We start from the raw sequence: 25,045 nt of genomic DNA, 5'->3' as shown, positions 1-25,045 counted from the left end.
CAGACACCTCACATGAATACAAATGGATTCAAGTCGATCGCGACTTGTGTTTTTGATTTTTGACGACGGGCTAAGATATCACGGAGATGTGTCCGGACATCTTCCTGCCCTTTATGTTTAATTAAGACCTGTTGTCGGTACATATTCTTCAGTCGAGCAAGTGGCGCATCGAACGGTCCATTGACGACTAAGTCCTCCGATTCGAAAGCCCGCAGCTCGGAAGCAATCTGTTGCGCTTCTGCTTGTGCTTCGAGTGGATGTGTCGCCGAGACCGTGATCAAGCCAAGGAACCAGAATGGAGGGTGTCCCCCGAGTTTGCGCAACTGCATCTCCCGCTTATAGAACGTTTCGTAATCATGCTGTTTCGCCGTCTGAATGACGTAGTGCTCAGGATTATAGGTCTGGATGATCGACTGTCCGGCGAGTTGCCCCCGCCCGGCACGACCCGACACTTGCGTGATCAACTGGAACGTTCGCTCACTTGCCCGAAAATCCGGAATGCCGAGCGTCGCATCAGCAGCGAGCACCCCTACGAGCGTGACATTTGGAAAGTCGAGACCTTTTGCGATCATCTGTGTCCCGAGAAGAATGTTCCCTTCCTTACGCTCGAAGGCATCGAGTAACTTCTCGTGTGCGCCTTTACGAGACGTCGTATCTTGATCCATCCGAATAATCCGTGCTTCCGGAATCAAATGCGCCAACTCTTCCTCGATCTTTTGCGTCCCCGTTCCGAACTGACGAATCTTCGTCGATTCACAGGACGGACAAGTTTTCGGCATCGCCGCCTCGAATCCACAATAGTGGCACTTCAAGCGATCTTCATGTTGATGATACGTTAAATTGACGGCACAATGCGGACATTGAAGCGTCTCCCCGCAATCCCGACATAAGACGAATGTCGTGTACCCACGACGGTTCAAAAGTAATACTGTCTGTTCCCCACGCTCGATTCGTTCTTTGATACCTTCGACGAGCGCGAGGCTGAACGGAGTCCGATTGCCCCGTTCAAGTTCTTTACGCATATCAACGATGTCGACCGGAGGCAGTTCCCCACCGAATCGTTCGCGAAGCGGTAAGTAACGATAGACCCCTTTTTGTGCCCGCGCATACGTCTCAAGTAATGGCGTTGCACTTCCGAGCACGACGGGACAACGATGATAGGCCGCTCGCCATTTTGCAACATCACGCGTATGATAGCGCGGATTCTCTTCTTGTTTATAGGTTGTTTCATGTTCTTCATCGAGAATGATGATTCCGATATTCGTCAGCGGCGCAAACACGGCGGACCGTGCACCGACGACGACATCGACCTCGCCTTGAGCGATTTTGCGCCACTCATCATACTTTTCTCCGAGCGATAGACCGCTATGCAGGACAGCGACCCGTTCTCCGAAACGACGTTTGAACCGTTTGACCATCATCGGTGTCAGACTGATTTCAGGGACGAGCAAGATCGCTTGTCTACCGCGTTCGAGTTGTGCATGAATCGATTCAAGATAGACTTCCGTCTTACCGCTTCCTGTTACGCCATGTAACAAAAACGTTCCGGTCTCAGCTTCAGCCGTAATCGCCGAGACAGCTTCCTGTTGCTTTTCCGTCAAAGAGGACGGCACAAAGATGTCTTGGACGAGATGTTCGTAAGGATTTCGCCGTACATCAATCGTCTCGACTTCAATGATGCTTTTTTTCTCGAGGGCGTTCAACGTCGCGCTCGTTGCGCCCGTCGCCTGCTTGATTTCACTCCAAAGCGCATTCGGAAATTCTTGGATATACGCATACAGTGCCGCTTGTTGACTCGCTTGTTTCGTAAAAGTTGCCTGTTCCTCTAGGAGACGAATCCGTTTATCCGTCTTTGACGTCTTTTTCTCGCGAATGACCGGTTGAAGCGTCACGTCAGCTTGTTTCGCCGCTGTTAAGATGATTTGTTGGACTTCCGTTGGTAATTGACTCATTTTCTTACCATGATATGCCCGAAGTGGGCCCGACTCGACTATGACCAGTTTATCATAACTCACCTTTAAGGCAGCCGGCAGCATCGCAAGCAACGCCGTCGCCTGAAAACACAAGGTCGTTTCTGATAGATAAGCCGACAGCTCGAGTAATTCTTGCGTATAGGTCGGCGTCTCATCTAAGACACGAACAATCGATTTGACGTTCGTCAAATCAGAGGTTGCTTTCGTTCCTACGACGATCCCAAGCAACGCACGTGGACCGAACGGAACCTCTACGCGCATTCCGGGAACAATCAGCTCCTGCCAGAGTTCCGGCACGGCATAATCAAACGGACGATCGACGGTGGCCGCTGCGACATCGACGATGACTTCAGCTATCATGCCAATGCCTCCGCAAATTGGCGCATGAGCAATTTAGCGAGCGTCGATTTCAATTGTTGATCGTATCGCGTGACGGAATCATTCTTCCCAAAAACGACGACCTCATTTTCGTCGCTGACAAATCCGATGTCAGAACGAGAGACATCATTCGCGACAATGAAATCCGCTTTCTTTCGGACGAGTTTCTGTTTCGCGAACGTCTCGACGTCCGTCGTCTCCGCTGCAAATCCAACTAATACCTGATGTTCTTTCTGCTCACCGAGCGTCTTCAGAATATCCGTCGTCTCCTCGAGTTCAATCCGCAATGGTCCGTGAATTTTCTTCTGCTTCTGATCGTACTGGACAGACGGTCGATAGTCAGCTACGGCAGCGGACATGATGACGATGTCTTGCGTCTCATAGTCACGTAACATGGCTTCGAGCATCTCTTCTCCCGACTCGACGGCAATCGTTTCGATGCCAGCCGGTAGTCCGATCCGAAGGGGCCCGTGTACGAGCGTGACATCTGCTCCTGCGTCTCTTGCTGCTTCCGCAAGTGCAATGCCTGTCTTTCCTGAAGAGTCATTCGTCAAGTAACGGACCGGATCAATCCGTTCAACGGTCGGACCTGCACTGATCAAGACTTTTCGCCCGGCTAGATACTTATCTTCAAAGAAGGTTGAGAGTGTTGCGACTAAGTCTTCCGGTTCGGGTAAACGACCTTTCCCGACCCAACCACATGCGAGATTTCCGACTCCCGGTGCAATCACCTGGACACCGTCCTGCTTGAGTTGTTCGATATTGCGAACTGTCGCCGGATGTTCGAGCATGTTGACATTCATCGCCGGTGCGACGATGACGGGACACGTTGCTGCAAGGATCGTCGTCGTAATGAAGTCATCTGCGATCCCGTGCGCGAGTTTTGCAATCAAGTTCGCGGTCGCTGGTGCGACGACGATTAAGTCCGCTTCGTCCGCTAAATCGATATGGGCGATTTTTGACGGATCATGCTCGATGAAGACATTGTCATAGACCGCTTTTCGCGTCAGTGCTTCAAACGTCGTCTTACCGACGAATTGTTGCGCATTACGCGTCATCGCGACTTGAACGTGTGCGCCTGCTTGAACGAGTTTGGAAGCGAGTGCTGCTGATTTATAGGAAGCGATTCCACCGCCGACACACAGTAGAATGTTTCGGTTGGTTAACATGTAGGTGTCCTCCTTATTGAAAAAAACAGCCACGATGACAAGTGGCTGCTTCAAAATTAGTCTTGCGGTTGGTTCGTGACGGATACTTCTTCGAAATAAAGCTCTTCTAAAGCTTTCCCGACCGGTTTATGCGATTTTGGGTTCGTGACTCTCACGCGTTTCCCGTCTTGGATTTGACGCGCACGCTTAGCGGCAACTGTAACGATCGTATATTTCGATGGCACTTTCTTTTGAAGCTTATCAACTGATGGATATAACATATCACTTAACCTCCATGGCTTTTTTATATAGGGACGCGACACGTTCCCGACTGCAATGTTCCGCTGTGACGATTGCTTGAATTCGATCACAGGCTTTATGAATTTCGTCGTTCGTCACGACATAGTCATACGCATCCATCATCTCAATCTCTTCTTTAGCGACGAGAAGACGTTGCTTGATGACTTCCTCTGATTCCGTTCCACGCCCTACGAGGCGGTTCCGTAATTCTTGGAGGCTTGGAGGTGCAAGGAATAAGAAGACAGCTTCTGGAAAATGTTCTTTGACCTGCATGGCCCCTTGAACTTCGATTTCGAGAATGACGTCTTTTCCTTCATCTAGGATCTGGTTCACCCATTCGACAGGTGTTCCATAATAATTCCCTACGAATTCAGCATATTCCAAGAGTTGATTGTTCGCAATCATCTCTTCGAATTCTTCACGCGATTTAAAGAAATAGTGAACACCATCTATTTCTCCTTCGCGCGGTTGGCGCGTCGTACAGGATACCGAGTAATGCAGATCATTATCCTGATCTTCGCGCAAAGCACGACAGACCGTTCCCTTTCCGACACCACTTGGACCAGATAATACGAGTAATAAGCCACGCTCTTTGAAAATCACTTCAAAACCCCTCCATCTCACAAACTTCACATTGTTTCATATTAGCAGTAGAGACGGGAAGTTCGCAAGTCATCTTTTTTAGCTCGACTGCTTTATCATACCATAACGATGCCATTTCTGTTACCTTTAGAAAGTGAGAACGAAATCAAGAAAGAAGGTAATCGTATGGCTTTTGACGGATTGATGACGACACGCGTCGTCGAAGAACTCCAACCGCTCGTCGGAGGACGGATCAATAAGGTGTACCAACCTTACACATTGGATTTAGTATTCCAGGTCCGGGCCGAGCGAAAAAACGTATTGTTGCTCGCCTCCGCGAATGCCATGTATGCACGGATGCACATTACGTCGGAAGCGGTCAGCAACCCGAGTGAACCCCCACTCTTCTGTATGATGCTCCGTAAACATGTCGAAGGCGGTTTCATTGAATCAATCGAACAACTCGAACGTGACCGAATCATCGTCTTGCGCGTCCGCTCCCGGAACGAACTCGGTGATGAAGAAGCAAAAAAAATCTATGTCGAGTTGATGGGACGTCACTCGAACATTATTTTGACCGATGGACAAGATAAGATCCTCGATGCGATCAAACACTTGCCACTCAGTCAAAATACATTTCGGACGATCATGCCAGGGATGACATACCAGCTTCCACCGGCACAGGATAAAGTTGATCCGCTTACGGGAGATATCGAAAAGACCCTTCACCGAATCGACTGGAACGCTGGGAAAATTGATCGACAGTTACTTGGTCTCTTCAGTGGTCTATCTCCGCAAATTGCAAAGGAAGTCGTCACACGGGCAGGTCTTGCCAACCGGACGAATCTTGCATCTGCCTTTCAAGATGTCTTGAAGGAACTCGATGGTCCTTATGTCTTACAACGGATGGAAGGTGGTAAGGAACGCTTCGCGCCGGTCCGGCTAACGGAAGGATCCATCATCGACGAGAAGACGTTCGAGACGAGTGGTCAAGTCCTCGACGCCTTCTTCCATCAAAAAGCAAACCGCGATCGCGTTAAACAACAAGCAGCCGATCTCGAACGGTTCATCAAGAGCGAGTACGATAAGAATATCTTAAAGCGCTCAAAACTCGAAAAAGATTTAGAAGCGACGTTACGGATGGATGAGTGGAAACATAAAGGGGAACTGCTGACGACCTATCTTTATCAGCTCGAACGCGGGATGAAGGAAGCGACCGTCGTCGATTACTATGATCCAGATGGTGCTGAAATCACGATCACGCTTGATCCTCGTTTCTCGCCGAATGAGAACGCGCAACGTTATTACAAACGGTATAACAAATTAAAAACCGCCAAAGTCGAAGTCGCGCGTCAGCTCGAGAAGAACCAAGCTGAGATTGCGTACTTCGAAGGCTTACTTGCGCAACTCGATGTCGCATCCCCGGAAGACATCCGGGAAATGCGCGAGGAACTCGTCGAAGAAGGTTATCTGCGCGAACGACAAAAGAAGAAAAAGAAACCGCAGCTCCCACAACTCGAAGCATACCGTTCTTCGACTGGTCTTCCATTCTTCGTCGGAAAGAACAATAAACAAAATGATTACGCGACGTTCAAGTTCGGACGCAGGTCCGATACGTGGTTACACACGAAGGATATCCCGGGATCACACGTCATCATTCAAAGTGATGCACCGGACGAGACGACGTTGAAGGAAGCAGCGATCGTCGCGGCTTATTTCTCGAAAGCACGTGAGTCGAGCCAAGTCCCGGTCGACTTCACGGAACTACGTTATGTCAAAAAACCGAGTGGTGCAAAGCCCGGATTCGTCATCTACACGGATCAAACGACTCTTTACGTCACACCTGATCCAGATGTCGTCCAATCCTTGCGTCAATGACGCTACACAAAAAAGCGCTGTTTTTCCTAAATGTTACTTAGGAGAAACAGCGCTTTTTCATCTTCACTTCATTTTTTCTAACTGTTCCCGGTAATCGAGCAAATGCCCATGAATGATATCCTTCGCCTCGCTTAATTCTTGATCGAATGAGAACATCGCCTGTTTTCGTTCGTGGGAGAAGATGACATCGTAATGATGGCTGAGTAAGAAATCAATTTCCTGACCGAGCGTCTTTTCCTGTTCTTCTGTCATCGGGATATCCCGATGACTGGCAATGCTTTCAAGCAAGACGAGCAACTTGTCTTCAAGATCGACAAGCTCTTTCAGTCGAATGAACGCTTCACTTTGACCGCTCGCCACTAGTGGATATTTTTGATCCTCTTGAAGCATCAACATCATTTCCTCATGTTTGAGGATTTGTTTACGGACGGCAAGCAAGCGTCCATCATCTTGCACAAGACTTCGCCAATCTTCCATCAACTGTTGCGTCGTTTTTTTGACGAGCAAGAGTAAACGATCCTCATAGTGTGGCGGGAAGACGATGTAATTGACGAGGACGGCAGATAACACACCGACGACGGTCAACAACGACCGTGATAAGGCATAGTGGACGTAGTCAGCGGTCGGGCTCTCGAACATCAAGACGATTGCAAAGGCAGCAAACGTCGACATATCCGTTCGTCCAATCATCGAATTGAGAACGAGCGAGACGACGACGGCGAGTCCGATCGTCAGTGGATTGGCGCCAAGCGTCGCAACGATCGCGAGTCCACACATCAGTCCGAGTACCGTTCCGAAAATCCGATTGAAGACGATTTTAAATGAGCGATGAATCGTCGGTTGCATCGCAACGATGGCTGCGACAGCCCCCATTCCTGAATAAATACCGAATACATACCAAGAGATGCTGAGTGCAAGAGCTACCGCGATACCGGTCTTGATCGTTCGAAGTCCAATCCGAAACTTTAATTTCACTCGAGCGTCACCTGCCCGACTTCACTATTGACTGTCACTTCCGGTTTTTCTTGTTTCGACAGTTCATAAATCGTCTCATCCTTATTCTTTTGTTTCGTATATCGGTCAGAGGCTTTAATATCGCCTCCCGTGTCGATCGTAATCGTACCGGCTGATTTATCTGGTTTTAGCTTCGTCGCGCCGTCAATCGTCGTGACATCAAGACTCAATTTCGCCATATAGTCTGCCAACGAGACACTCTCGCCTGTCACCTGCGCATGGACGGCGTCCATTTCCTTGACGGAAATCGCACGTGTTGCATTCAGTGTAATCTCATCACCTTTTACTTTATCGAGACTCATCGCTTCTCCGTCCATCTCGATCGTTTTTGCGTAGATGCCCATTCCTTTCAGTGTACCGGCATCGACATCGACACGGTTCATATAACTTGGTAGTCCCACTTGAATCGTATAGTCTGCTGTTTTTTCGCTCGGACGATTGCCAAGTCGTGACAGCCAACCATCTCGTCCTGTCACCGTCACCGTATTCGTCGATGTACTGATTTTCAGTCGTTTGCCACTCGACGCACTATCGACGAGCTTGATTTGGACGTTTCCATCTGTGCTTCGAACGAATTGTACCGTTGCGTGCGGCGCCTCGATGGCGAGAGATTTATAGCGATTCGTCGTTTTGAATGTTTCGCCTCGTGATAACAATTCCGTTGAGACGAGCAATGTGATCGAATAGATGACGACAAGTCCGAGAATGACACCACCGTATAAATAAAGCGGTCGCTTCACTGGTCCTTTTTCTCCAATCCGGTTCAATCGTGCATCCATCTTTTGTTTTTGTTTATTTTTTAAGCGTGTGAACGACGATTGTTTTCGTTTCCGCACACTCCTACTGTTATGCTCTTCCATGTCAGCCCCTCCATCTCATGTCTACCATTATTCCGAATATCTGAATCGGCTGTCAACAGCCCCCTTCTTATCATAGAAGAAGTTCACCGTTTCGCCATCGGGCGGAAGAAGGAAGCGTCATCGGATGAACCACTGACATTCCAGAAGAATAATCGACAAAAAGGAGAGGAACATTGACGTTTCCTCTCCTTTGCTTAAGAACGGATTATAATTCGAGTGACTCGCCGATCGCGAGTGGATGACCAGTTTGACCTTGCGCTTCAATCTTTTCACAGAATGCGTTCGCATCTTGTTTGATTAAATCAAATGTATCGTAGTGGATTGGTACGACGGCTTTCGCTTGCAACATATCTGCAGCGATCAACGCATCATCCGGACCCATCGTGAAGTTATCACCAATCGGTAAGAAGGCTAAATCGATTTCGTGATGGGCGCCATAAAGGGCCAAATCCCCGAACAGTGCCGTATCACCTGCATGATAGATTTCTTTGCCTTCGATCGTCAGCAGGAATCCAGCCGGCATCCCCATATACGTAATCGTCTGTTTTTCCTCATCGATGATGCTCGACGAGTGGAATGCCTGTGTCATCTTCACTTTACCAAACGGGAATTCAAACTGTCCGCCGAGATTCATCGGATGAACGTTGAGCCCTTTGAAACTCAGATACGTCGCCAGTTCATGAGTAGCAATGATTGTCGCCCCCGTGGCTTTTGCGATACGTTCCGCATCAAGCATATGATCGGCATGGGCATGGGTTAACAAAATAAAATCTGCCTTGACGTCATCTGGATTCGTCGTCGCTTTTTCGTTACCGCTAAAGAATGGATCGATGACGAGATGATGCCCGTTCGTCTCGATTGTTACTGTCGATTGTCCGTGATAAGTCAATTTCATGAGTGTCACTGCCTCTCGTTTAGGATTCGGATAATTGATTCCCTTCCCCCCACGCGCATAAACCTTTCATGGCCGGTTGCAGTGTAAATGCCGCCTCTGTCAATTTGTATTCGACGTGTAAGACGGCTTCATCATACTCAATCCGCTCGATCATTCCGAGTCGTTCAAGTTCTTTTAACTGATCGGTCAAGACTTTCCGAGAAATCCCGGGAATGGCACGTTGTAACTCTAAAAAACGTTTCGGACCGTTCTCTAACGTGCAATATAATTGTGGACGCCATTTTCCGCCGATGATAGCGAGCGCCCGATTGACCGGAAATTGTTCTGTCGACATGTTGTTCTCTCCTCCAGAGTAGTTACTTCAAAGTGCGTACTATGCAATCGAGTGTAGCGTAAGTTAGAGTATGCGTAAATCATTTTGCAAAAGGAGTGTTAAGCATGACGTATCCACGTAATTTTTCACACATCGGTCTTTCCGTGCCGAATCTCGACGAAGCCGTCCGTTTTTATCAAGAGGTGATGGGCTGGTATATCATCATGGAACCATCTGATGTCCTCGAAGATGATTCTGCCATCGGTGTCATGTGTACGGATGTCTTTGGTGCAGGGTGGAACAAGTTCCGGATTGCTCACATGGCGACAGGTGACCGCATCGGAATCGAGTTGTTCGAGTTCCCGAACAATGAACAACCCGAAAACAACTTCGAATTCTGGAAAACGGGCATCTTCCATTATGCGATTCAAGATCCAGACGTCGAAGGACTCGTCGAAAAAATCGTTGCCCATGGTGGCAAACAACGGATGCCAATCCGCGAATACTATCCGGGAGACAAGCCGTATCGAATGGTCTACTGTGAGGATCCATTCGGTAACCTCGTTGAAATCTACTCTCACTCGTATGAACTCACCTATTCGGAAGGAGCGTATTAAACATGAAAGCATGGTTAAATCACTCAGGTAAAGCCATTGATCAATGGACATTCGAAGAGGTCGAGACGCCGACGCCAGGAGAAGGTCAAGCCTTGATTCGCGTCAAGACCGTCGCGCTGAATCCCGTCGACTATAAGGCGACCAACAATCCAGCTTGGACGTTTCCGCATATTCCAGGCGTCGATCTAGCTGGTGTCGTCGAACAAATCGGTCCCGGCGCAGAAGTGAAAATCGGCGATCGTGTAGCGATTCATACGAACCTGCAACGCGATGGTGCTTTTGCTGAATATGCACTCGTCGATACACGTGCCCTCGCCCTGATTCCGGAAGACGTCTCATTCGCTGAAGCCGCTGCGATTCTTTGCGCAGGAATGACTGCCTATGAAGCCATCGTTCAGAAGATGAACACGACAGGGAAAGAAACGATCCTTATCCATGCTGGTGCAGGTGGTGTCGGTGGCATCGGCATTCAACTCGCAAAACGCCTTGGTCTTAAGGTCGCGACGACTGCTTCGACAGAAAACCATGAGTGGGTCAAGCGACTCGGTGCCGATCTTGCCATCGACTACAAAAAAGAAAATGTCACGGATGTCATTCGCGATTGGACGAACGGTCGCGGTGCTGACTTGATTTTCAATACGGTCGGTCGAGATGAAGCAACAGCGGATCTCGGACGTCTTGCCTTCTCGGGGCAACTCGCCTTCATCGCCGGTGGTCCCGATCAGTCGGTCGTCAAGCCGTTCACGCTCTCCCCTTCGATCCATGAAGTGGCACTCGCGGCTGCTTATGCCAGCGAAGATGACCGTGCCATCCGAAACCTCGGTCATATGGCAAGCGAGTTATTAAAACTCGTCGCAGCAAAAGAACTCGATCCACTCGTCACAGAAGAGATTCCAGCAGCGGACATCGTCAAAGGATTGCAACGTCTATCTGAACGCCATGTCCGTGGTAAAATCATCGCTACATTCAATTGATTTCTCAGTTTGAAATGAAACAGCCGATCGTCCTTAGATAACAGGATGATCGGCTGTTGTTGTGCATATCAATGTCTAGACATCGAAACAAGAAACTCGATACTTACCGGTAGCGGTCTTGTTTCTTGATATGTAAGGATCGTCCGACTAACTCGAAACCGACATGCTGATAGATCTTATTCGCTGTTTGATTCGACCAATCAGTGTAGAGCGTCACGACCGGATAAGACTGTAGTAGATGTTCAGATAGTTTGGCGACAAGATAAGAGGCATACCCATTTCCACGCAGTTCTTTCGGCGTATAGACGTAAGAAATCGTAATCCCAGTTTGCGTCGGACGCGTCGCTGCTGCCATCGCGACAAGCGTATCTCCACGAAACAGTCCGAACAAGCTTCCTTGTTCGATGTGTCGCGTCATCGACTGATGGAGTTGCGTAAGCTGTCGCTCAGAAGGTCGCGTTTCAACTTCATATAAAAATCCGGACGCAAACGCTAAGACTTGTTGTCTTTCATCGTCCGAAATCGGTCGGAAGACGACATTTTTCGGAACCTGTGGCATCTCGACCTTCGTCAATGCATACATCCCCTGTTCCATATGTACCTCATACATGGAATGTGGGAGTAACAGCGGCGCTAAGATGGCCTGTTCTCCGACGAATCCTGGACTATCCAAAATTCTGGCAAGCTTTCGGATTCCTTCTTGCGAGAACACATCCCCTGCGACGATGGCTTGCTCCGGTATCGTTTGCAATATGACGAGACGATGATCGCCTTCTTGTGCCGTTGCCATCAAAAGCGGTTCATCCCCACGTTCTAATATGCCAAGAATCAACTGATGGGTATCCGGACGTTCAAGCAAAAACGGGAGGACGACCTTTTTGAACTGTTCATAATCACGATAATGCGTCACCATAGTCGACGACCTCCTTTATTTTTCTAGTGTACCAAAACATTCACTAGAAATCGTAGGTCGTCCGACGGAATCTATCGATTTTAGACGTTCGCTGTAAAACGTTCGCTCCAAGCGACTGGATCTTTCGACCAATCCGCCAACTGTTTTTGCTCTTCTATAGTAATATCGCCTTGTTGTTGTGCGGTTTCGAGTAACGCTTCGAACGTCAGTAATGAATCCGCTTCGATCTTTGCGTCGCGGAGATTGTTTGACAAGCGCTCCATCCCGTACGAGAAGATCGCTTGAATGCGAATGACATTTGCTCCCTTCGCTTGCAGAGCTTCCGCCGCCTCGATCGCAGACATTCCGGTCGATAATAAATCTTCGATGACGACGACACGTTGTCCAGGTTGAATGACACCTTCGATTTGATTTCCTTTACCGTGTTTCTTATTCCCACTACGTACGTAGACCATCGGTAATCCTAGTCGTTCCGCGACGAATGCTGCGTGTGGAATACCTGCCGTCGCAGTTCCAGCAATCACATCGACTGCAAGTCCCTTCACTTTCTCAGCGAGTGCATCTGCAATCAAGGAACGAACTTCTGGGTACGAGAGCGTCAAACGATTATCACAATAAATCGGTGAACGAAGTCCACTTGCCCATGTGTATGGATCGTTTGGCGATAAGGTGACGGCTTCAATACGGAGTAACGCACTAGCGATTGGATTTACCATGAGAATTGCCCCTTCCATTGTTCAAGTAACATCAGATAGATCTGTTCTGGATGTTCTGCACGCGTAATCGGACGACCGATCACTAAATCCGTCGCTCCATTTTGACGAGCGTCAAGAACGGTCGCGACCCGCTTTTGATCATCCGCTTGACTGTTCGTCGGACGAATGCCGGGTGTGACGAACCGAAAATCTGTCCGACAAGCTGAAACTAGTTCCGGAAGATCGAGTGCTGAACAGACGATACCATCTAGTCCTGCTGCTTCTGCGAGTTGCGCATATTCACGAACGACTGCCGGCATCGCTCCTTCAATCTTTAAATCGCGTAACATCGCTTCATCCGTCGATGTCAACTGAGTCACGCCAATCAGTTGTGTCTCGGCGTTCGTCTCACGCAGTCCTTCTCGCGCCGCGATCATCATCTCTTTTCCACCAGCAACATGGACGTTCGTCAGTTCGACGCCTAATTGTCCGATGATGCGCATCGTCCGGCGTGCCGTTTCTGGAATGTCGTGGACTTTGACATCGAGGAATACCGCGTGTCCACGCTCGACGAGTTTTCGGACGAAAGTTCCGCCTGCTGCATAAAACAATTCCATCCCGATTTTCACGGCAGGTCGTGTCTCTTCGAACCGTTCGAGAAACGAAAAGACTTCTGCTTCGGTCGGAAAATCAAGCGCGATGTAAAGTTGATTCATATGCTTTCCCCCTGATGTCTAAAATATGATCGATGCCAAGTTCGTCCATCCGTTCTGGTAACTGCTGAATCAATTCTTGACAGATGTATGGATTTACGAAGTTTGCGGTACCGACGGCAACAGCCGAAGCCCCGGCGTAAATCATTTCGAGGACGTCATCGACCTCCATCACGCCACCCATACCGATGATCGGGATCGAAACGACTTGCGCGACATCATGAATCATCCGAATCGCGACTGGTTTGATCGACGGACCTGATAATCCACCAATACGGTTCGCAAGGATTGGTTGCCCCGTCCGGACATCGATTCGCATCCCAACGAGTGTATTGATCATCGTCAGACCATCTGCACCAGCTGCTTCGACGGCACGCGCCATCTCGACGATCGAGGTGACGTTCGGTGATAGTTTGACGTAGACCGGTTTAGTCGAGACCCGTTTGACACGTCGGGTCAACTCAGCGGCAAGCAACGGATCCGTTCCGAACTGGATTCCGCCCGATTTGACGTTCGGACAGGAAATGTTTAATTCCAGTGCATGAATGCCTGGATGCTGACTCATTTTCTCCGCGACGAGCTCATATTCTTCCGGTGTCGAACCTGCGACATTGGCGATGATCGCCGTATCGAACGTCTCGAGGAATGGCAATTTATTCATTAAGATGCCATCGACACCCGGATTTTGGAGACCGATTGCATTCAACATCCCCATCCCACTCTCTGCGACACGTGGCGTCGGGTTTCCGTAGCGTTCTTCACCCGTCGCTGCTTTAATCATGATCGCCCCAAGCTCTGATAAATCATATAACTTCGCATATTCCTCACCGAATCCAAAACATCCGGATGCTGGCATGATCGGATTTTTTAAAGAGAGTCCCGGCAACTCGACACGCAATCGTTCTGTCATAATACGACCTCCTCTGCCCGAAAGACTGGACCATCGGAACATGTCTTAACGTACCCGCCCGTAGGTGTTTTACAGACACAGGCAAAGCATGCTCCGATACCGCACCCCATTCGGTTTTCGATCGACAGATACTTATGTTCGATCGGTTGTTGCTGTAACGTTCGCAACATCGGTTCCGGTCCGCAGGCGAGTAGGACGTCGTAGCTTTCTGGACGTAAGGCTGCCGTGACGAATCCTGCAGTACCATGCGTCCCATCGACGGTCGTGACCGTCGTCTTACCGAGTGCTTGAAATTCCGCTTCGTAAAAAACGCTTGTTGCCGTATCGAATCCTAGAATCGCTTCACATGTCACACCCCGGGCGACAAGTTGGCGCATCGTCTCATACAGCGGTGGGACACCGATTCCCCCACCAACGAGGACGACGCGTTGAGTTGGATGGATAGCGGCAATCGGAAACCCGTTTCCAAGCGGTCCGAGGGCATCGATCGTATCATCCGGACGCAAAGAAGCCAGTTCTGCTGTTCCTTGTCCGATTTCTTTAAAGAGAAACGTGATCAGATCATGATCGACCCGGGCAATCGAGATCGGTCGGCGTAAGAGTGGACCGACGCGAAGATGCATGAATCGCCCTGGCGCGATGTCCTGAGGTTGCTCGAGGCGACAGACGAGTTCTGTCGCACCTTGAGCTACCGTTCGTCGAGAGACGACCGTCAAGAGTTGCTTCATTGGATCACCACTTTCTTTTCGTGTGTGAAGGCTTGGATCGCACTGGCTTCAAACGAGCGACTTTCGATGACACGAAGAATTGCTTCCGCCGTATCGAGTGATGTCAGACAGACGACTTGATTCTCGGCTGCTGCCCGACGAATGATGAAGCCATCTTTCGTGACTTGCGAGTCCCGACTCATCGTATTGATGACGTATTCAATCTCCCCTTTTTCAATCACGTCGAGCATCGATTCGGAAGACGAGTCGATTTTGCCGACCGTCTGGACCGGTAATCCTTGCTCCGTCAAGTAGGCTGCCGTTCCTTCCGTTGCAAGTAACGTGAATCCAAGTGAGGCAAAGCGTCGTGCGAGATCCGTCATTTCTGCTTTATCTGGATCTGCGACTGTCAAGAGGACACGACCGTGCTCTGGAATCGCCATCCCTGATGCGAGCAACCCTTTATAGAGCGCTTTTTCGAGCGTCCGGTCCGTTCCAATGACTTCACCGGTTGATTTCATTTCCGGTCCGAGTGTCGGATCAACTTCTTTAAGCTTCGCAAATGAGAAGACTGGTACTTTGACCGAGACGAGTGGTTCTTCCGGTAGAACACCACTTGTTAATCCATATGAAGCAAGTGTCTCACCGAGAATGATGTCCGTTGCGAGACGCGCGACCGGAAGTCCCGTCACTTTCGAGATGAATGGCACCGTCCGGCTAGCACGCGGATTGACTTCAAGGACATAGAGAGCGCCGTCCGCGTAGACGAACTGGATGTTGAGTAAGCCTTTGATGCCGAATGCTTTCGCAATCCGTGTCGTGTAGTCGACGATCCGGTTCTTGATGTCTTGGGAGACACGTTGTGGCGGATAGACACCAATCGAGTCACCCGAGTGAACACCGGCACGTTCGATGTGCTCCATGATGCCTGGAATGACGACATCCGTTCCGTCGCAGATCGCGTCGACCTCGAGTTCGATTCCTGTCAGGTAGCGGTCAACGAGGACCGGTCGTTCCGGTGAGGCGATGACCGCGTGTTTCATGTAATGTTCCAGTTCTTCTTGAGCATAGACGATTTCCATTGCCCGACCGCCGAGGACGTACGATGGACGAACGAGAACCGGATAACCGAGTGACGCTGCTGCCGTGACCGCTTCTTCGACTGTCACGGCCGTTTTACCTGGTGGCTGTGGAATGTCGAGCGCCGTCAATGCTGCTTCGAACTGTTTCCGGTCCTCAGCCCGGTCGAGATCCTCAAGCGATGTCCCGAGGATTTTTACACCTTCTGCTGCTAATGACTCGGCTAAGTTGATCGCTGTCTGTCCACCGAACTGGACGATGACACCGAGCGGACGTTCATTTCGGATGACTTCCAGTACATCCTCCGTTGTCAGTGGTTCAAAGTAAAGACGATCGGAGATCGAGAAGTCGGTCGACACCGTTTCTGGATTGTTGTTGACGATGATTGCTTCGTAGCCAGCTTGACGAATCGCCTGAATCGAATGGACTGTCGCATAATCGAACTCAACGCCTTGACCAATCCGGATTGGTCCCGATCCTAGGACGAGAATCGAAGAACGGTTCGTCGCGATCGCTTCATTTTCGCGTTCGTATGTCCCGTAGTAGTACGGCGTGTCGGACGCGAACTCTGCCGCACACGTATCGACCATCTTATAGACCGGGTGAATCGCTTGTGCTTCACGAATCCGGCGAATCTCCGTTTCCGTTTGTCCGGTGATCCGGGCGAGCATCGGGTCACTGAATCCATACCGCTTCACATGCAGGAGTAGTTCAGGTGTCAAACCAGCTGCGACCGATTGCTCGAGCTGCCAAATATGGTGCAACTTCTCTAGGAACAGACGATCAATCGCCGTCCAGTCATGAATCTGTTCGACGCTGTAACCGCGGACGAAGCCCGCGTACAAGGCGAAAAGTCGATCGTCGGTCGCTTGGCGAATCGCTTGTTGTAAGGCATCGTCTGCCATTTCGATGAAGCGTGGCATATACAGATCCGCTGTACCGATCTCGAGCGAACGAACGGCTTTTAGTAAGGCCTCTTCCATCGTCCGTCCCATTGCCATGACCTCACCAGTTGCTTTCATCTGTGTGCCGAGTGTCCGGTCTGCCGTTTCGAATTTATCGAACGGCCAGCGCGGAATCTTGGCGACGACATAATCGAGTGCCGGTTCGAAGGAAGCAAAACTTGTCTCGGTGATCGGGTTCTTTAATTCGGATAAGGCATACCCGACGGCAATCTTCGCAGCCAGTTTTGCGATTGGGTAACCAGTTGCTTTTGACGCGAGTGCAGACGAGCGTGAGACACGTGGATTGACTTCGATGACATAGTAGTCGAAGCTCGTCGGATCCAGTGCGAACTGGATGTTACATCCACCTTCGATCCCGAGTGCACGGATGATATCAAGCGAGACGTTTCGTAGCAATTGATAATCGCGATCCGATAGCGTTTGCGTCGGTGCGAAGACGATCGAGTCTCCAGTATGAACACCGACGGGATCGAAGTTTTCCATCGCACAGACGATGATCGCCTGATTCGTCGCATCGCGCATGACTTCGAACTCGACTTCCTTCATCCCGGCAATTGATTTTTCTAGAAGTACTTGTGTTGCCGGACTTGCCTTGAGTCCCCCTTCGACGATTCGCGTGAACTCTTCCGGTGTGTTGGCGATTCCACCGCCCGTTCCTCCAAGCGTATACGCCGGACGGATGATGATCGGTAAACCGATCTGTTGCCGGAATTGTTGTGCCTCTTCAAGCGTATGCACGATTTCACTGTCCGGCACACCATGCCCGCGTTTAAACATCAGTTGACGGAACAAATCACGATCTTCTGCCTCTTCGATTGCTGACAATTTCGTACCGAGTAACTCGACACCATACTCAGCAAGGACACCGAGACGATCCAGTTCGACAGCCAAGTTCAGACCCGTTTGACCTCCGAGTGTCGCAAGCAAGGCATCCGGACGTTCCTTGCGGATGATCCGTGAGACGAACTCTGCTTGGAGGGGCTCGATGTAGACACGATCAGCGACCGTTGGATCCGTCATGATCGTTGCTGGGTTCGAGTTGACGAGGATGACTTCATATCCTTCTTCCTTCAAGGCTTGACACGCTTGTGTTCCAGCGTAGTCGAATTCAGCTGCTTGTCCGATCACGATAGGACCGGACCCGATAACGAGAATTTTCTGGATATCTTGACGTTTAGGCATGAGAGACCTCCTGTTGTTTCGTGATTTCTTCTAAAAACTGTTGGAATAGACCGTTCGCATCCATTGGACCAGGTGATGCTTCCGGATGGTACTGGACGGAGAAGACCGCTGCTGTTGTATGACGGATTCCTTCGACCGTTCCGTCGTTGATCGCAAGATGCGTCACTTCAAGCACGGTATCGCGTAAGGACTGTTTGTCAACGGCATACCCGTGGTTTTGCGACGTGATATCGACGCGACCTGTCCGGATATCTTGGACTGGATGATTCGCCCCTCGGTGACCAAATGGGAGCTTGAACGTATCCGCCCCGTGCGCTAGTGCAATCAACTGATGACCGAGACAGATGCCGAAGATGACGACTTTTCCCGTCAATTCTTGAATCATCGGAATCGCCGTTGGGACATCCTTTGGATTCCCTGGTCCGTTCGATAGCATTACACCGTCCGGACGATAGCGTAAGACTTCCGTTGCACTGACGTCGTAGGGCACGACGACGACTTCACAGCCGCGTTTGACGAGTTCGCGGACGATTCCGAGCTTCGCACCGAAATCGACGAGAACGATTCGCGGTCCAGCACCCGGAATGATGTACGCTCGTTCCGTTGAAGCTCGCTTGACTTGATCCGTCTCGATAGGTGCGTTTTGAAGATGAACCAGTTCTGCTGCTAAATCGAACTCACCGTCAACGAGTCGTCCACGCATGACACCTTTCGAACGGATATGCCGTGTCAATTGGCGCGTATCGATTCCACTTAATCCTGGAATATTAAGATCTTGAAGTGCTGCATCGAGCGACATCTCACTCCGGAAATTCGACGGCGTCTGACAATGTTCACGTACGATCAGTGCTTTAGCGAGCGGACGCGTCGTCTCATAATCTTCTCGGTTAATCCCGTAGTTTCCGATCAACGGGTTCGTCAACACGATCATCTGATCGCAGTAAGATGGATCCGATAACATTTCTTGATACCCTGTCATTCCGGTCTGGAAGACGACTTCTCCTGTTGTTGTCGTATCTGAGCCAAATGCTGTTCCTTCAAACGTCATCCCATCTTCTAGTATCAGTGTCCGTTTACGCATGTGCTGTGTCCTCCTTGAATACGATTTCTCCCTTGACAAGCGTCATGACCGGGAATCCTTTTAACCGTTCTCCTGCAAACGGTGTGTTCTTGCCTTTTGAGCGGAATCGTTCCGGTGATACGGTACGCTCCTTTTCTAAATCAAGCAAAACCAGATCTGCTTCCGCCCCCACTTCGAGTTTCCCGTAAGGAAGTTCAAAGATGGCTGCTGCCTTATCCGTTAAATTCCGGATCAAGGTATCCAGTGTCATATCTCCTTTAGAAACAAGCTTCGTATAGAGGAGTGGAAAGGCCGTCTCGAACCCTGTGATGCCGAACGGAGCGCGTTCGATACCGAGCGCCTTCTCTTCTGCCGCATGCGGAGCGTGATCGGTCGCGATGCAATCAATCGTTCCGTCCGCTAACCCCTCGAGCAATGCTTGGCGATCTGCTTCACTTCGTAAGGGAGGATTCATTTTAAAGTTCGGATCCTGATTCGGTATGTCTTCATCGATCAACACCAGATGGTGCGGTGTGACTTCTGCCGTCACCCGGATTCCTGCTCGTTTCGCGTCACGGATGACACGGACCGATTCTTTCGTCGAGACATGACAGACGTGATAATGACAGCCGGTTTCTTCTGCGATCAGAACATCACGTGCGATGTGGATACTCTCAGCAAGCGACGGAATACCTTGTAGTCCTTCTCGTCGACTGTAGTTCCCCTCGTGCACACATCCTGCTTTTAGCGAATCATCTTCACAGTGGGCAACGATCGTTTTCCCGAGGCGTGCCGCTTGTTGCATCGCTGTCCGCATGACTGCTGCCGTCTGGACGCCGACACCGTCATCCGTAAAGGCGACAGCATCTGTTAATTGGTCGAACGCGACGAGTTCTTGTCCGAGTTGATTTTTTGAAATCGCCGCGTAAGGCAAAACCCGAACGGACGCTGTCTCTTCAATCTTTTGGAACAACGCATCAAGTGTTTGACGATCGTCTGGTACGGGGCGCGTGTTTGGCATCGGACAAATCGTCGTGAATCCACCCGCTGCCGCCGCTGCCGTGCCGGTCGCAATCGTTTCCTTATGTTCGCCACCCGGTTCCCGCAGGTGGACATGGATGTCGACGAATCCTGGTGCAACGAATAAGCCGGACGCATCAATGACTGTTTCATTCGCTTGCGGTGTTGCTGCTAAATCCGTGATTTTCCCGGCTTCAATCCGAATATCTCCAGTTCGGACTTGTCCCGCCTCGTACCATCTCGCATTCTCAATTCGTGTTGTCATCTGCATCGTCTCCTTTGATTGATTTCGTTGAAAAGCACCATTCCAGAATTGCCATCCGTGCAAAGACACCGTTTTTCATCTGTTCAAAAATCCGCGATCGCGGATGTTCGACCAGTTCGTCAGCAATCTCGACTCCCCGATTGACCGGTGCCGGATGAAGCACGATCGCGGAATGCTTCAGGCGGTTCATCCGCTCATGTGTCAATCCGTGCGTTGTGTGGTAAACTGCTGGATCAAATCGCGTCGTCCCGTCATGTCGTTCGTGCTGGACACGCAGTAACATCAAGATGTCGCACTGCTCGACGGCTTCATCCATCGGAAGATACGGTATGCCCATCGCAGGGTCGTACCACTCAATAGGTCCTGATCCATAAACGATGGCACCGAGTCGCTTTAAGATGTCCGCGTTCGACCGGGCGACGCGACTATGTTGTAAGTCTCCACAGATGACGACGATTTTTCCTTCGACCGTTCGGTACGTTTCGACGATCGTCATCAAATCGAGTAAGGACTGGGACGGATGTTGACCGCTCCCGTCTCCCGCATTGATGATCGGAATATCGAGTGTCTGCATCAGTTCTTCGTAATATCCGGTTGCTCCGTGGCGAATGACCAAAGCATCTGCGCCGATTGCTTCGAGTGTCTTGCATGTATCGCGTAACGTTTCTCCTTTTTGCACGGAGGAAGTCGCCGTTTCGAACGGCAGTAGATGCATGTTCAGACGATGCTCTGCCATCTCAAAGGAAGAGCGTGTCCGAGTCGAGTTTTCAAAGAACAGATTGACAAGTGTCTTATCGGAATAATCTGGCGCTGGCTCGCCTCGTTTAAAAGCGAGACTGCGTTCAATCAAAGAATTAATTTCTGTCGTGGATAAACTTTCTAGGTTGACGAAATGCCGGGTTTTTAGGATCGTCTTCATATCATTCACTCCTCTTCAGGTCATGAAAAAGGCGCACCTTCTAAGTGAAGGTGCGCCGAAAGAAGGCAGAGTGATTCCCTGCATCTTTTCATGGCCTTCACTTTATCGTTCTCTCGGAACGTCTTAAAAGTTGTTAGCTACCGATTGAGTTGTAGAGGTTTCCGTTGTTTCTTCGACCTGCTCTGTCGTTTTCGGAAGAACTAGATTCAGGATGATTCCAAGAATCGTCGCTAGTGCCATTCCTTCGAGAGAGAAGTTGCCGATTTTAAGCGCCGCGCCTCCGATACCTGTGACGAGAATGACGGCTGTAATCGTCAAGTTCCGTTTATCAGCAAGATCGATCTTACTTTCCGTCAGCGTCCGGAGACCATTCGACGCGATGACTCCGAACAAGAGGATACTTATTCCACCCATGACCGGTGTCGGAATCGTCTTGATGAACCCTTCGACGTATCCGAGGAATCCGAAGCTGATCGCAAGAACCGCCGCGCCACCGAGGACATAGACACTGTAGACACGTGTGATTGACATGACACCGTTGTTCTCACCATACGTCGTAACCGGTGGTCCGCCAAGCATCGACGCGACTGTCTTCGCGATCCCGTCACCCAGTACGGTCCGGTGCATCCCTGGATCGAGGAGCGTCTCGCGCCCGATGATCCGTGATGTCACTTTTTGTTCGCCGATGTGCTCCGTCAGTGTGACGAGCGTCACGGGAACGATCAGAAGCAAGGCGGCTGTATTCCACGATGGTGTGTAATTCAAGAACGGAATCGTGAAGTCCGGCACGTGGAACAACGTGGCTTGTTGGAGTGGTGTGAAGTCAATGATTCCGACCGATGCCGCAACGAGATAACCAACTGTGATCCCGAACAAAATCGGAATCGTACTCCACATTCCTTTTAAGTACGTCATCGCAAGGAGTGTTACGCCGAGTGTGACCATCGCAACGAGGAAGTACAGTCCGTTGTACTTACCATCCGCTCCGTTCATCGCCATGTTGACAGCGGTCGGGGCGAGCGATAGACCGATGACCATGATGACCGGTCCGATGACGACCGGTGGGAGTAAGCGAAGCAACCAAGCAGCTCCCGTGTAGCGGATGAGGAGTGAGACGAGTCCGTAGACGAGTCCAGCGACCATTCCGCCGATTAAGGCATCCTCGACACCCCACCGTTCACTGACGGCAATGATCGGGGCAATGTAGGCAAAACTCGAACCAAGATATGTGGGTACTTTGAAGCGGGTAACGGCGAGGAAAATCAGTGTGCCGACTCCGCTTGCGACGAGCGCGACCGATGTGTTGAGTCCCGTTAAGAGCGGGACGAGCACGGTCGCACCAAACATCGCGAAGACGTGTTGTAGGCTGAGCATCAGCCAGTTTAGAGGGTGAGTAGGTACTTCTTGTACATCAAGTACTGCGGCATGTTTTGCCATATGGATGACTCCCTTTCTGGTCTCTCTGGACCACCTTAAAGGTTTTGAATTTTAGCGTTTAATGAATACTTGATCGGCTTCATCGACTTCGGCGAGCGCGACGACGACTTGTTCCTCACGGGATGTCGGGACGTTCTTACCGATGAAATCTGGTCGAATCGGTAACTCCCGATGTCCGCGGTCGACGAGTACAGCGAGTTGAATCATACTCGGTCTTCCGTGGTCGACGAGCGCGTCCATCGCGGCGCGAACGGTGCGTCCTGTGTAGAGCACGTCGTCAACGAGGACGACGATTTTCCCGGTGATGTCTTCCGGTAAATCAGAACCTTTGATTTCTGGTTCTAAACTTCGTTTCGACAAGTCATCCCGGTACATTGAGATGTCGACGACACCGAGTAAGACCGGTTTTCCTTCGATTTGTTCGATCCGCTTCGCAAGTCGACGAGCGAGTGTCTCGCCTCGCGTCTTGATTCCGACAATAATCAAATCATGAATTCCTTTGTTACGTTCAATGATTTCATGGGCGATCCGTGTCAGTGCACGTCCGATCGCAGCTTCATCTAAGATGACGGCTGGTTTCATGGTTTCTCCTTTCATACAAAAGACCTTCTGCGGAAATCCGCAGAAGGTCATCGAAGACAGAATCATGGCATACGTATTGTATGCATGCCTACACACGATCGTGGTAGGTTCTCCCTTTCGCAGCCTCTCCGGACTCGATTAAAGGTGATACTAGTTAGGTAGGATCGTCACTCGGACGACCGAAGTGTCAGTAGAGGATGTCTCGCATCGCTCTCTAGGTGATACTCTACCGTTTTATTAGAAAAACGTCAAGACTCTAATTCAAGTTTTTTCAATTGACCGATTTCAAATGTCATCTCTTCTGGGAGCGGTGCTTCAAAGCGCATCCACTCACCTGTGCGTGGATGTTCGAAACCGAGAACCGCAGCATGCAAGGCTTGACCATTCATTTTCATCGTCTTGCGTGGACCATATTTCGGGTCACCAGCAAGCGGGAAACCGATATAACGCATATGGACACGGATTTGGTGCGTCCGTCCTGTTTCAAGTTTACATTCAACGACCGTAAAGCCCTCGTACCGATCAAGAACACGGAAATGGGTCACGGCAGACTTTGAATTCTTATCCGTTACCGTCATTCGTTGACGGTCGTTCTTATCGCGTCCGATTGGGGCTTCGATCGTTCCGAGTTCGTGCGGGATTTCACCGTGCACGAGCGCAATGTAGAGACGTTCCGTCGTCTTCTCTTTCAATTGATGCGCAAGTGATTCATGCGCTAAGTCGTTCTTAGCGACCATCAACAGACCTGACGTATCCTTATCGATTCGGTGAACGATCCCTGGACGTTTGACGCCATTTATGCCTGAGAGATCTTGACAGTGATGTAATAAGGCGTTGACGAGCGTTCCTGAGACATGCCCTGCCGCCGGGTGGACGACCATCCCTTTTGGTTTGTTGACGACGATGACGTCCGAATCTTCATAGACGACATCAAGTGGGATGTCTTCCGGCAAGATTTCGAGTTCCACTGCTTCCGGGATATGGACCTCAATCGATTCCGTTCCCGATAATTTATAGTTCGGTTTGACGACACGACCGTCGACTTCGACGCGCCCCGCTTTCAACCATTCCTGTACTTGCGAACGCGACCAATCGTTTTGTTCTGCGAGCCATTTATCAATGCGCCCTGTCGCTCCATCCGCTTGCACGGACCATGTTTCTACTTCATTCATTTATCCATCGTTCCTTTCTTAGTCAACCGTTCTTCGAACATGACGCTAATTAGCATCGTGATGACACCAAACGTCAAACAGACGTCTGCGACATTAAAGATCGGAAAATTATAGCCGAACGGGAAGAAGTGGAAGAAATCAACGACTTCTCCTCGTGCCATTCGATCAATGAAATTTCCGATCGCACCACTGAGCAATAACGCGATGCTCCAAGCAAATACCTTATTTTTCGTGCCTTCCTTGTAGAGGAAGTAAATCAATCCAATGACGACGACGACCGTAACGATGAAGAAAAAGCCGAATTTACCTTCGAGCATTCCCCACGCAGCGCCTCGATTCCGATACGAGTTGAGATAAAAGAAATCCGGAATGACCGTGATCGCTTGACCGATCGTCATATTTTGAACGACAATCCATTTCGTCAACTGGTCGATTCCAACGAGTAAAGCAGCAATCCCTAAGTAAAGCCACATCCTATTGTCCTCCGCATCCA

Annotated in this window: 24 protein-coding genes; 3 read left to right on the top strand and 21 right to left on the bottom strand. The window is 50.2% G+C overall.

Translation table 11 applies throughout. From position 1 onward, the window contains the following. Positions 1-8: 8 nt before the first annotated feature. From priA to gmk, 4 genes are read right to left on the bottom strand one after another with little or no spacing between them, the layout of a single operon-like run. Entirely contained in the window at positions 9-2,333 is a 2,325-nt protein-coding gene (gene priA / locus AYO36_RS04540) for a primosomal protein N' (protein ID WP_064299632.1), read from the bottom strand. Next, positions 2,330-3,520, bottom strand: a complete 1,191-nt coding sequence (gene coaBC, locus AYO36_RS04535; RefSeq protein WP_064299631.1) for a bifunctional phosphopantothenoylcysteine decarboxylase/phosphopantothenate--cysteine ligase CoaBC — start codon at positions 3,518-3,520, stop codon at positions 2,330-2,332. Before coaBC ends, priA begins: the two co-directional genes overlap by 4 nt. A gap of 56 nt (positions 3,521-3,576) precedes the next feature. Beyond that, positions 3,577-3,780 (bottom strand): DNA-directed RNA polymerase subunit omega, encoded by a 204-nt coding sequence (gene rpoZ, locus AYO36_RS04530; protein WP_023468770.1) that lies wholly within the window; start codon positions 3,778-3,780, stop codon positions 3,577-3,579. Between the two features lies 1 nt (position 3,781). Next, a complete protein-coding gene (gene gmk / locus AYO36_RS04525) occupies positions 3,782-4,399 on the bottom strand; it encodes a guanylate kinase (protein WP_197484513.1) in 618 nt (205 codons plus the stop codon). A gap of 168 nt (positions 4,400-4,567) precedes the next feature. On the opposite strand from gmk, the gene AYO36_RS04520 reads away from it, so the two are divergent. Next, positions 4,568-6,259 carry an Rqc2 family fibronectin-binding protein gene (locus AYO36_RS04520; RefSeq protein ID WP_064299630.1) on the top strand — a complete coding sequence of 564 codons (1,692 nt, stop codon included), beginning with the start codon at positions 4,568-4,570 and terminating at the stop codon, positions 6,257-6,259. Positions 6,260-6,322: 63 nt separating this feature from the next. Here the strand turns inward: AYO36_RS04520 and AYO36_RS04515 are convergent, their stop codons facing one another. The 4 genes from AYO36_RS04515 to AYO36_RS04500 all read right to left on the bottom strand — a co-directional run bounded on the left by AYO36_RS04515 (position 6,323) and on the right by AYO36_RS04500 (position 9,362). Beyond that, positions 6,323-7,234 (bottom strand): FUSC family protein, encoded by a 912-nt coding sequence (locus AYO36_RS04515; RefSeq protein ID WP_058704466.1) that lies wholly within the window; start codon positions 7,232-7,234, stop codon positions 6,323-6,325. After that, positions 7,231-8,133 (bottom strand): DUF4097 family beta strand repeat-containing protein, encoded by a 903-nt coding sequence (locus AYO36_RS04510; RefSeq protein WP_064299629.1) that lies wholly within the window; start codon positions 8,131-8,133, stop codon positions 7,231-7,233. The genes AYO36_RS04515 and AYO36_RS04510 overlap by 4 nt, the downstream gene beginning before the upstream one ends. 205 nt (positions 8,134-8,338) lie before the next feature. Beyond that, positions 8,339-9,028: a metal-dependent hydrolase gene (locus AYO36_RS04505; RefSeq protein WP_023468776.1), complete on the bottom strand. Its 690-nt coding sequence runs from the start codon at positions 9,026-9,028 to the stop codon at positions 8,339-8,341. Positions 9,029-9,047: 19 nt separating this feature from the next. Beyond that, a complete protein-coding gene (locus AYO36_RS04500) occupies positions 9,048-9,362 on the bottom strand; it encodes a winged helix-turn-helix transcriptional regulator (RefSeq protein ID WP_023468777.1) in 315 nt (104 codons plus the stop codon). A 104-nt stretch (positions 9,363-9,466) separates the two neighbouring features. Here AYO36_RS04500 and AYO36_RS04495 point away from each other — a divergent pair, with 104 nt between their 5' ends. Both AYO36_RS04495 and AYO36_RS04490 read left to right on the top strand, forming a co-directional pair. Next, complete coding sequence (locus tag AYO36_RS04495; RefSeq protein WP_023468778.1) at positions 9,467-9,958, top strand: lactoylglutathione lyase family protein; 492 nt, start codon at positions 9,467-9,469, stop codon at positions 9,956-9,958. A gap of 2 nt (positions 9,959-9,960) precedes the next feature. After that, entirely contained in the window at positions 9,961-10,932 is a 972-nt protein-coding gene (locus AYO36_RS04490) for a zinc-binding dehydrogenase (protein ID WP_064299628.1), read from the top strand. A gap of 103 nt (positions 10,933-11,035) precedes the next feature. On the opposite strand, the gene AYO36_RS04485 is transcribed toward AYO36_RS04490, so the two are convergent. The 13 genes from AYO36_RS04485 to lspA all read right to left on the bottom strand — a co-directional run bounded on the left by AYO36_RS04485 (position 11,036) and on the right by lspA (position 25,025). Next, the gene (locus tag AYO36_RS04485; RefSeq protein WP_064299627.1) at positions 11,036-11,845 is read right to left on the bottom strand and encodes a GNAT family N-acetyltransferase; all 810 of its coding nucleotides are present in this window, start codon (positions 11,843-11,845) and stop codon (positions 11,036-11,038) included. 80 nt (positions 11,846-11,925) lie between these two features. Beyond that, the gene (gene pyrE / locus AYO36_RS04480; protein WP_064299626.1) at positions 11,926-12,561 is read right to left on the bottom strand and encodes an orotate phosphoribosyltransferase; all 636 of its coding nucleotides are present in this window, start codon (positions 12,559-12,561) and stop codon (positions 11,926-11,928) included. Next, positions 12,555-13,256: an orotidine-5'-phosphate decarboxylase gene (pyrF, locus tag AYO36_RS04475; RefSeq protein ID WP_064299625.1), complete on the bottom strand. Its 702-nt coding sequence runs from the start codon at positions 13,254-13,256 to the stop codon at positions 12,555-12,557. The genes pyrE and pyrF overlap by 7 nt, the downstream gene beginning before the upstream one ends. Next, positions 13,231-14,163 carry a dihydroorotate dehydrogenase gene (locus AYO36_RS04470; RefSeq protein ID WP_064299624.1) on the bottom strand — a complete coding sequence of 311 codons (933 nt, stop codon included), beginning with the start codon at positions 14,161-14,163 and terminating at the stop codon, positions 13,231-13,233. The genes pyrF and AYO36_RS04470 overlap by 26 nt, the downstream gene beginning before the upstream one ends. Beyond that, entirely contained in the window at positions 14,160-14,891 is a 732-nt protein-coding gene (locus AYO36_RS04465; RefSeq protein ID WP_064299623.1) for an iron-sulfur cluster-binding protein, read from the bottom strand. The genes AYO36_RS04470 and AYO36_RS04465 overlap by 4 nt, the downstream gene beginning before the upstream one ends. Continuing rightward, a complete protein-coding gene (carB, locus tag AYO36_RS04460) occupies positions 14,888-18,097 on the bottom strand; it encodes a carbamoyl-phosphate synthase large subunit (RefSeq protein ID WP_064299622.1) in 3,210 nt (1,069 codons plus the stop codon). Before carB ends, AYO36_RS04465 begins: the two co-directional genes overlap by 4 nt. Further along, positions 18,090-19,178, bottom strand: a complete 1,089-nt coding sequence (locus AYO36_RS04455) for a carbamoyl phosphate synthase small subunit (protein ID WP_064299621.1) — start codon at positions 19,176-19,178, stop codon at positions 18,090-18,092. Before AYO36_RS04455 ends, carB begins: the two co-directional genes overlap by 8 nt. Beyond that, the gene (locus tag AYO36_RS04450; RefSeq protein WP_064299620.1) at positions 19,171-20,442 is read right to left on the bottom strand and encodes a dihydroorotase; all 1,272 of its coding nucleotides are present in this window, start codon (positions 20,440-20,442) and stop codon (positions 19,171-19,173) included. The genes AYO36_RS04455 and AYO36_RS04450 overlap by 8 nt, the downstream gene beginning before the upstream one ends. Next, positions 20,426-21,361, bottom strand: coding sequence for an aspartate carbamoyltransferase catalytic subunit (locus tag AYO36_RS04445; RefSeq protein ID WP_064299619.1), 936 nt, complete (start codon positions 21,359-21,361; stop codon positions 20,426-20,428). The genes AYO36_RS04450 and AYO36_RS04445 overlap by 17 nt, the downstream gene beginning before the upstream one ends. Before the next feature lie 123 nt (positions 21,362-21,484). Continuing rightward, positions 21,485-22,798: a uracil-xanthine permease family protein gene (locus AYO36_RS04440; RefSeq protein WP_064299618.1), complete on the bottom strand. Its 1,314-nt coding sequence runs from the start codon at positions 22,796-22,798 to the stop codon at positions 21,485-21,487. 51 nt (positions 22,799-22,849) lie between these two features. Beyond that, a complete protein-coding gene (gene pyrR / locus AYO36_RS04435; RefSeq protein WP_064299916.1) occupies positions 22,850-23,380 on the bottom strand; it encodes a bifunctional pyr operon transcriptional regulator/uracil phosphoribosyltransferase PyrR in 531 nt (176 codons plus the stop codon). A 248-nt stretch (positions 23,381-23,628) separates the two neighbouring features. Next, on the bottom strand, positions 23,629-24,552 hold the full coding sequence (locus tag AYO36_RS04430) for an RluA family pseudouridine synthase (RefSeq protein ID WP_035396726.1): 924 nt from the start codon (positions 24,550-24,552) through the stop codon (positions 23,629-23,631). After that, complete coding sequence (lspA, locus tag AYO36_RS04425; RefSeq protein ID WP_023468792.1) at positions 24,549-25,025, bottom strand: signal peptidase II; 477 nt, start codon at positions 25,023-25,025, stop codon at positions 24,549-24,551. Before lspA ends, AYO36_RS04430 begins: the two co-directional genes overlap by 4 nt. Positions 25,026-25,045: the final 20 nt, after the last annotated feature.

Source organism: Exiguobacterium sp. KKBO11 (assembly GCF_001644945.1).
GTDB classification, from domain to species: Bacteria; Bacillota; Bacilli; order Exiguobacteriales; family Exiguobacteriaceae; genus Exiguobacterium_A; species Exiguobacterium_A abrahamii.
Note: the sequence above shows the minus strand (reverse complement) of the source record. Positions and strands in the feature narration are given on the sequence as shown.